Source organism: Kitasatospora sp. NPDC047058 (genome assembly GCF_040643935.1).
In the GTDB taxonomy this organism is placed as follows: Bacteria; Actinomycetota; Actinomycetes; order Streptomycetales; family Streptomycetaceae; genus Kitasatospora.
In genome coordinates this window covers 1-2,172 of the sequence record NZ_JBEYVJ010000727.1, presented here as the reverse complement: position 1 = coordinate 2,172, position 2,172 = coordinate 1, and the positions used below count along the sequence as shown (strand labels likewise).

The window sequence follows — 2,172 nt, the reverse complement described above, 5'->3', positions numbered from 1 at the left end:
GGGCTCAGGTACCGGCCGGCCCGGAAGCGGTACCAGTACTCCCGGCCCGGCTGGAGCCCGCGGACGTCCACGTGGACGCTGTGCCCAGCGCCGGGGTGGCGGTGGCGACGCCGCGCCGGACGACCCGGTCGAAGCGCGCGTCGTGGGCGACCTCCCACTCCACGGGCACGGTACGGGCGCCCATCGACGCGGGCGCGAAGAGGTCGGCCACGAGCCTGGTCCACAGCACGACCCCGTCCGGCAGCGGATCGCCGCTGGCCACCCCGAGGAGGAAGGGATCGCGGCGCACCGGTTCCGCGTGCGCCGTCCGGACGTCGAGCGCCTGGACGCCCGCGGCGACGGCCGCCCCCACCAGCAGGCCGCGCCGGCTCAGGAGCGCGGGCCGGCGCTGCGAGGGGACGGGTGACGCGTGCGTCGTGGACGGCACCATACGAGACCTCCTGGACCTGTTCCGCACGCCGGAACGCCTGGCTGACATCCCATCACGAAGTGGTGGAACCGCCGTGAACTCCAAGCGACTTCTTGCCGCGGGTGCTCGCCCCCGGCATGAAACGGGGTACCGCACGGCACCGCACGGACGAATGGGAGGGGGGTCCATTGCAGGGGGAACAGCAGCGCACGCTTCCCCCGGAGCCGGTCACAGCAGGACGGTGGTTCCGGGCCGGTGAGACACGCTGTCAGCTCCCTGTGCTGTACTACGCGTTCACGCGTCACGCACAACTCGGACCACCCTGGAGCACCTGCCGATGAACGCCACCTGCCCACAGTGCGCCGAGGCGGACCAGACCGTCGCCGTACCACGAGCCCTGACGGACGCCGACCGACCGCTCGACCAGCCGACCCGCGCCCTGCTGTCCGCACCGTCCGAGCCCGCCGGCACGAGCGGGGCCGCGATCACCCTCTTCATCCTGGCCGGTCTCCTTGCCCTGCTGGGGCTGCGCGGGCTGCTCTCGCACGACGATCGCGCCGGCTCCGACGCCGCCTACCAGGCCGGCTACAACCTCGGCCCGTTCCTCTTCGCCACGATCCTGCTGACCATCGGGTTCGTCGTGCACGCCGTCTCCCGACGCCGTCGACTCCGGACGGCGGGTCCACAGCGACAGCCGCGCGAGCAGTACCAGCAGCTGCGCCGGCTCTGGCGGGCGGCGTGGCTGTGCCACCGCTGCCAGGTCGCTTTCCTCCCCGCCGCGTCGATCCAGCCCGGCTTCCCCGACTCTCCCCCGATACCCGTCGCACAGTTCCCCCAGTGGCTGGCGGCCACCGCCGAACGGACCGTCGGCACCGGCACGCCGAGCTCGTAGCGCTGCTCAGGAGCGCCTGCACGAGCCCGGCCCGGCCAGGGCGCTCCTGACGGCGTTGCCGGTCGAGCCTGGCTGTCGGTGGGATGGGCCAGGATGGCTGCCATGACCTCCACGACCGACGGAATGACCTGGCTCGCCGCTCCCCAGTCCATCGCCTTCGGCGGGTACAGCGTGGTGCTGGCCCGCGGGCTCGACGCCGAGGAGCTCGTCGCGCGCCTCAACGCGGCCGTGTACGGGCGGAAGCGGACCGTGCACCCGCTCGGCGGGCTCACCGGGGAGGAGGTGCTCACCGAGCTGGAGGACACCTACGGGGACGTCTTCGACGGGATCGCCCTGCGGTACGGGCAGCACGGGGACTTCGTGTTCGCGGTGATGTACGGCGGCTGGCAGGGCGAGTTCGACGACCGGCTCCCGGTCTCCCGCGGCGACGCGCACGTCCACTTCGTGGAGTTCGAGGAGGAGAACGGCAAGCCCGTGCCGCCGTTCTTCGAGTACCACCACGACGGCCGCCGGATGTGCGCGTTCAACCTCCACCTGGACGGCTCGTGGGGCTACACCGGTGTCGACGGGGATCCCGCGGTGGCCGCCCGTGTACAAGGCCTGCTGGCCGCCGCCGGGCTGTCGGAGGAGAGCGTGGAGACCGTGGAGGACCGCGACCTCCACCGCGCCTGCCTGGCCGTCCTGGAGCAGGCCTTCGGCCTCTCCCTGCCGCGCGCCCGGATCCTCGACGAGCCGCTCGCCGCCGTGGTGCTGGACCTCACCTGACGGGACGGCACACCCGGCCCGACCGGCGACCGGGTCGCGCACGCACTCCGCCGGGCGGGTGGCAGGGGGATGTCCCGGGGTAGGGCGGGAGCCGCGCGGCTCCCGC

The 2,172-nt window shown here is 73.3% G+C and carries 2 protein-coding genes and 1 pseudogene; 2 read left to right on the top strand and 1 reads right to left on the bottom strand.

Features of this window, described 5'->3' with window-relative positions; translation table 11 throughout:
- Positions 1-274 (bottom strand): annotated as a pseudogene (locus ABZ885_RS39855) (PhoD-like phosphatase N-terminal domain-containing protein); the annotation flags it as partial.
- 472 nt (positions 275-746) lie between these two features.
- Here ABZ885_RS39855 and ABZ885_RS39850 point away from each other — a divergent pair.
- Both ABZ885_RS39850 and ABZ885_RS39845 read left to right on the top strand, forming a co-directional pair.
- Positions 747-1,301, top strand: a complete 555-nt coding sequence (locus ABZ885_RS39850; RefSeq protein WP_360199905.1) for a hypothetical protein — start codon at positions 747-749, stop codon at positions 1,299-1,301.
- Between the two features lie 102 nt (positions 1,302-1,403).
- Positions 1,404-2,066, top strand: coding sequence for a DUF6461 domain-containing protein (locus tag ABZ885_RS39845; RefSeq protein ID WP_360199903.1), 663 nt, complete (start codon positions 1,404-1,406; stop codon positions 2,064-2,066).
- Positions 2,067-2,172: the final 106 nt, after the last annotated feature.

Bases quoted from the DNA above. Each gene is read 5' to 3' on its own strand.
- ABZ885_RS39850 (WP_360199905.1), top strand. From the start codon at position 747: ATGAACGCCACCTGCCCACAGTGCGCCGAGGCGGACCAGACCGTCGCC.
- ABZ885_RS39845 (WP_360199903.1), top strand. From the start codon at position 1,404: ATGACCTCCACGACCGACGGAATGACCTGGCTCGCCGCTCCCCAGTCC.